The sequence below is a fragment of the Synechococcus sp. W55.2 genome (genome assembly GCF_047461635.1).
Classification (GTDB): Bacteria; Cyanobacteriota; Cyanobacteriia; order Thermostichales; family Thermostichaceae; genus Thermostichus.
Map to the genome: position 1 here is coordinate 22,207 of NZ_JANSHM010000038.1, position 6,115 is coordinate 28,321.

4 protein-coding genes and 1 pseudogene are annotated in these 6,115 nt (G+C 54.2%); 4 read left to right on the top strand and 1 reads right to left on the bottom strand.

Annotation, left to right across the window (positions count from 1 at the left end):
* Positions 1–83 precede the first annotated feature (83 nt).
* From NW828_RS08860 to NW828_RS08875, 4 genes are all read left to right on the top strand, one after another.
* Positions 84–926 carry a hypothetical protein gene (locus tag NW828_RS08860; RefSeq protein ID WP_414383301.1) on the top strand — a complete coding sequence of 281 codons (843 nt, stop codon included), beginning with the start codon at positions 84–86 and terminating at the stop codon, positions 924–926.
* Positions 927–1,907: 981 nt separating this feature from the next.
* Complete coding sequence (locus NW828_RS08865) at positions 1,908–2,486, top strand: hypothetical protein (RefSeq protein ID WP_414383303.1); 579 nt, start codon at positions 1,908–1,910, stop codon at positions 2,484–2,486.
* Positions 2,483–4,144, top strand: a complete 1,662-nt coding sequence (locus NW828_RS08870; protein ID WP_414383305.1) for an asparagine synthetase B family protein — start codon at positions 2,483–2,485, stop codon at positions 4,142–4,144. The genes NW828_RS08865 and NW828_RS08870 overlap by 4 nt, the downstream gene beginning before the upstream one ends.
* A gap of 9 nt (positions 4,145–4,153) precedes the next feature.
* Entirely contained in the window at positions 4,154–5,578 is a 1,425-nt protein-coding gene (locus NW828_RS08875) for a hypothetical protein (protein ID WP_414383307.1), read from the top strand.
* A 55-nt stretch (positions 5,579–5,633) separates the two neighbouring features.
* On the opposite strand, the pseudogene NW828_RS08880 reads toward NW828_RS08875, so the two are convergent.
* Positions 5,634–6,115 (bottom strand): annotated as a pseudogene (locus NW828_RS08880) (hypothetical protein); the annotation flags it as partial.

The window sequence follows — 6,115 nt, forward strand, 5'->3', positions numbered from 1 at the left end:
TAGCATTGATAACTTTTGTAGCACCTTTCTTCATAATAATATTCATAATGTTATGTTTGAATTTTGTTATATTCAGGTCAGTAATGTTTCTCATTAACTTTCTCCCAATATTACTAATATTTCTTTTTGTTGTACTTATTATGTTTATTCCGATATATTTTATGTTTTTCCGGACAAATCCTCTGGATATCAAAGAATCTGCACAAGCGCTTGCACAATTCGAGACCGAATACATCGCACCCTGGGAACAAATCCATGGCCCGCTCCCCGGCCGTGTCGCCGAGAAAGAAATAATTGCTCTGCGCCAGTTTCATATGCCGCTGTCTCGTGTGCGGGCGGTGGTAGCCTCCTTTTCCGAGGATGTTCTCGACTGTTTACGAGTTAATGGCTTAGTAGAGCAGCTTGGACTGGCGTTACTCAACCCCCGTCGGCTTACCGATTTCGACAGAGATGTTATTAACCTGTTACGTAGTCGGCCACGCCTGCCACTTTTACTTATTCACGATGCCAGTCTGTTTGGGAGTTTGATGGCGACGATTCTGAGAAAGGAGTGGGAACTCACCCCGCAACACCGGATTATTGACCTGGGGTTGCATCCACGGCACGTGCAAAAATTGCGCTTACCCTGGCGCAAGCTCCGTCTGTCGCGAGAATGGTTGCAATTATTTGAATGGCAGGCCAGCGTACCAAACGGCTTAAAGCTGACGAAGGCCGAGCAAAAATGGTTACGCAAGGGGTATGAGACCTCTGTGCTGTTTATTCCACCTGCCCGCCTGATAAAGGTGGTAACGAAAGCGGTAGAACGAGCAGCACTAAAGCGGGCAACGGTTGCAGTAGAACAAACTGTACCGAAGCAAATGGTTGATCCAGAAACTCAGGCCCAGACTAAGGCTCGGTCGGTTGGGTTTATGACCTGGCCTTCGTAAAGGAAGCGGATGCAATGATTAGGAGAACGCCTTCACTCCTATCGCTTGTTACCGCACTTGATCAGAGTGTGACGCGGTTAGACAGCTTCGGGGTTCGTTACACACGTCGGCAGCTTTACTACGAGGTTTGTCGAACGCTGCGCCCATTTTCCCGCCTAGTTGATCGATGGTCTTACTCGGTGACCGGTGGCATCGCAGGCCTGATGGCGCTATCTGGTAGACGACCATTGTGGAATGGGGTGGTAAGTGCTGCTGTTCAGGTGACGTTTCCCCAGCTTGTACGCCATCTGCCGTTTACGATCCACCCGCCGGTATCGGTTGCGCTGTTCGATGAGGCGTTGGCAGTGTATCAGACACGCTATGGGGAACCGGCTGGCCTGCTCTCTGACGTACCACCGATGTCTTCGCTGACGTTCGGTGAACGTGAATCTGACCTGTACGATTATGGCTTGGCCTACGCAATCATCTGCCAGGATAGCTCGATTGCACACATGTTGCGGGCAAACTATTTACATATGGAAATACCCTGTGCAATTCTGGCGGCCGAGGAGGCAACGCCATTACCAGATGCGCTGGTAGCTATGCTCATGCGCACCCCTTCACCTAGAGTACTCCTGTTACACGACGCTAGCCTGTCCGGTATGCGTTGGGTTAGGGATGCCCCCGCACAACTGGAGCTACCATACGGTTTGCGGGTGCGTTCGTTGGGATTACGTCCTATCCACGCACTACGGCGCCATCTCTTTGCGTTACATCAACCGGTTGATCCCAATGAGATACCAGAGACGCTATTACCGATTGAGCGTCTTTGGATGGGGACCGGTTTATACACCGAGATTGCTGCGTTGCCGCCAGTGTCATTGCTCCGTGCGCTACGGGCTGTTACTCGTGCACGGCCCAAGCGAGCTTCGTGGTGGTCGAGAGTGCGTCAGTGGCGTACATCTGGATACATGAGCTGGGTTTCATAACCTGGAGGGTCATGTGAAACTAGAGCCTCGCGTCTTAACATACAAAGATGAAGTGCTTGCCGACGGGAGTGTCCGGCGTTCCTTTAGCGATGGTAACTACGAGTGGCGACGGCGGCAGTCAGATTGGCTGGTAGAGTGGCAGGATAGTCATGGATACTCTGGCGTTGATGAATTACTCGGCGATGGCATTATTAAACGCACCCTGAGTAATGGCAGAGTTTTCTATGCACGCGAGCAAGGGTATGGGCGCACGCTGTGGTACGGGGGACGAGTATTAACGATCAATCAAACGTCGTTTGGCGGACGGGTGGGGATGATCTTGGCATCGCTGGGCGCCGGTTTTCTGTTGGGATCACTCGTGCCACCACCAGATTTTTTGACGCCAGAGGAAGAGGAGATGCTACGACAAAAATTGCGGGAACAAATGGCGGGTAGCACAAGTACTGGTTCGACGGGCGGCTCTAGCAGTGGTGATTCTGACGATGATTCTTATGACTATGAAAGTCAGTATGATCCGGTCGTCGTTGAACAAGATGCGGATATTGACAGCGGTGATCTTACAGACGATCTCGACATCGGAGATTTTGGATGACTTCGGAAGTGATGAACCATCTGATTATCTCTGCTGTTGTTCCTGATGGAAAGCCACTGCAATCCGTGCAGATTGATGGCCGGTCAGTGGCTGGTTCAGCGAAATTGTTCAACCGGGCCTTCCTGCTTGAGACTTTGCGGCGTGACGGTTGCCCGTTGCCAGAAGATTGCTCTGACGAAACGATATTGTTGCAACTGTATGCCCAATACGGTGCACGTGGTTTTGCGCTGGCTAATGGCATGTTTGCCCTCGTCATCGTTGACGGCGCCGATCTCATCCTGGTTCGCGATCACGTAGGGACGCGCAGCCTGTTCTATACCTATGGTGATGGGCGATGGATAGCCTCGCTCTCTTTGCAAGCATTGCGCGCATACCTTCCTCAGGCACGTCTTAATCTGAATGCGGTTCGTGCGTTTCTGACCTTTGCCTATCTGCCGGGGGAAGAGACGCTGATTGAAGGTGTGTACAAGATGCTGCCGGGGCGTTGTCTCCGCTTAAAGGCCGATGGCGGAAGCCACGAAGAGATATTTTGGGAACCTGCTGAACGTGAATGGAGCGAGGCTGAACCGCCCGAGACGTATGCGCAACGGTTACGTACTCTGCTTGAACGGGCGGTTGCGATTCGGTTACCGGTGGATCAGGAGGTGGGAGTCTTTCTTTCGGGTGGTATTGATAGCAGTCTGGTTACCGCCCTGGCAGTACAGTTGCATAACCGCACCGTGCGCACGTATGCGATTAACTTTGGCGAAGAATATCCCAACGAACTGGCCTATTCCGGTCTGGTTGCAGCTCACTGCCGCACAAACCATACCATCCTGACCTTTAATGGACAGCAGATTGCCGATCATCTGGCAGAGACGGTGGCCTTTCTTGATTGTCCGGTTGGCGACCCGTTGACGACACCCAATTTGCTGATGGCGCGTGCAGCAGCCCGTGATGGCCTATCGGTGATCTTGAATGGTGAAGGAGGCGATCCGGTGTTTGGTGGCCCCAAGAATCTGCCGATGCTGATGTTTGAATTCCACCGCACCGATCCAGACCCGGTAGCTCGCGCTCGGGCCTATTTGCATTCGTATCAAAAGTGCTACGGCGATCTAGCGCGGCTGCTTCATCCAGATGTGCTTGCGACGTTACGCGCAGCACCACCACTGGAACGTCACGTCCAACCGTATCTGGAATCGCCGCGTATGTCATCATTTCTTAACCGGTTGCTGTATACCAATCTCCGTACTAAAGGAGCACACCACATTCTGCCAAAGGTTGAGCGGCTAACGGCAGCCGGTGGTGTGGAAGGTCGTTCCCCACTCTTTGATCCAGAGCTGGTTGATGCGGCGTTTGCGCTGCCACCAACGCTGAAACTCAACGGATTGCAAGAGAAATGGCTCTTGAAACAGGCGGTCCGCGATCTGCTGCCGTCAACGATTTTGTACCGTCCTAAGAGTGGAATGTTGATGCCGGTAAACTATTGGCTCCATGGCCCACTGTCCGCGATGGCAAATGACGTATTGCTCGGGCCATCGGCACGCACGCGCAACCTCTTCCGTGAACAAACTGTTCGTGCTTGGATGCAGGGAAGAGGGTTGGTCTGGCGACGTCACGGTCAGTTTATCTGGTTGCTGCTGACGCTAGAGTTATGGCTTCGGGCCTATCGATTGTAGACAAAGACCATGGACATTCTCCGTCATCCCGATAGTGTAGTGGATGAATTGCTCGCCGCTTTGACAACCAACGGTTTAATCTATGGAACGGGTGAAACATATCCGTCTTTAATCACGCCTTCGTCGTGCATCATCAGTAACGATGAAGTGGCTGCTATTGACGCTGATCTGCGTTGTTTACAGCATTTTTATCGAACGTGGAATGCTCTCTACCGGGCTGCCCTGGCCGGTGAAGAGCCACGTTGGATTGCCGATTTGTGCGAGTATGGCCTCCGGCCTGAAGAGATTCAGGCGCAGCGGATGACGCTCGCGGCCGGTCTTGAACCGCGTTTTTGTCGGGTTGACTACATCACAATTGGTGCAGACCGGAAAATTGCCGAAGTGCAATGGAAATCGGGAGGATTGGGGCTTTTCTTCGGCATTCACGATGTTTGTGCTAGTATTGCCCCGACCCCTACCGCACGTGCTGGTCATCCGGTACAGGGGCTTTACCAACTCATCATGCGCTGTAATGGTCACAACCCGGTTGCAGTTAACGCAGTTCGTAGTGTCTGGTTGCGGGGTGAACATTACCTGCGCCGCAGCTACTTGCAACGCGGAATACGCTATATTGTTCTTGATCGGCGTGAGGGATCGCGGCGGATTATTGAGCGAAATGGGTATCTCACGATTGCCGAGGGTGGCAAGCTGCTCCGCATCGATTTTCTGTACGGTCAAGAATTGCTCCCAGCACTTCCACCACCAATGATTGTGCGGATCGCACGGGTGGCTGCCGAGGGTAAACTCTGGGTTGAAACCCCGCTGAACTATGTCTATCGTCAAAAGTGGGGCATGGCGCTGCCGTTTATGCCGGCTTATGCTCATCTCTTTGATGATCGGCTACGGGCGCTCTTTGGGGCTGTTGCGATGTTGCGTTCCGATGTCGTCGATCTCTCACCGCTGGCGATTGGTTTGCCCGCAGAGATTGCTTGTCAACTCCAGCGCATTCGTACTATCGATCAGATCGCTTATCTATCAACAGCGGCACGGCGCATGCTGGTATTGAAATGCGGTGCGGGGAGTGGCTTGTATTACAGCCAGGGTCGTGGTGTCTTTCGTATCAATGGTTCGCGGAGTGCAGCCCAGAAGACACTGGCGTTTGTGCAATCACGAATCGCACAGGGCGAACCATGGATTATCCAGCGTTATGTGAATGCGACCTATCCGGTCGATGTCTATGCCCCGTGGTCACCGCACACATTTGAGCGGATCGATGCGCATGCCCGGTTTATGGTTTATGCCACATTCGATCAATCCGGGTCGCCGCAGATGATTGGCGGGCTAGGAAACTTCGGTCGTGATTGGAAGGTCAGCGGGAAATCAGCTCAGGTTGATGAACGAGGACATCTTACGGGAACGGCATTCAACGATATGCGGTTCTATCAGCATTCGTGAATGGGCGCGGCAGCGCCGCGCCCCCACCGTGTGGGTATGATACCTTTCACCGCACTTATGATAACCGCTCCCATGCCTCGAGCACCAACCGCCGGGTGCGGTATTCGCCGTATTGACGTATCTCCTTCTCCTTCAGCACGCGAAAGGTTTCGCCGGGGAAGGTGCTGGCAGCAGCGCGGGTAGCGTAGCCAGCCGGGTCGAGCGGGTCTGCCACCTCTTCCCGCGGGTCGAGTATGTCTTCCAGTTCGCGTTCGGTCAAATCCGCCGGGTCGAGGATGTAGCGCAGTTGCTTGCGCGTCAGGCCGTAGAGCCGGGCGTAATAGGCGTCCAGCTCGGCGCGCAGAATGGCGCGGCGGTCTTCGTCCCAGGTGAACGGCGGGAAGGGGAAGCCCTCACCCCCTGGCCCCCGCTCCCGCGCTGCGGGCGAGGGGGGATGGCCCTCACCCCCTGGCCCCCGCTCCCGCGCTGCGGGCGAGGGGGGATGGCCCTCACCCCCTGGCCCCCGCTCCCGCCCTGCGGGCGAGGGGGGCTGGCCCG

Coding starts and splice junctions, on each gene's coding strand:
- NW828_RS08860 (WP_414383301.1), top strand. CDS start 84: ATGTTTCTCATTAACTTTCTCCCAATATTACTAATATTTCTTTTTGTT.
- NW828_RS08870 (WP_414383305.1), top strand. CDS start 2,483: ATGACTTCGGAAGTGATGAACCATCTGATTATCTCTGCTGTTGTTCCT.
- NW828_RS08875 (WP_414383307.1), top strand. CDS start 4,154: ATGGACATTCTCCGTCATCCCGATAGTGTAGTGGATGAATTGCTCGCC.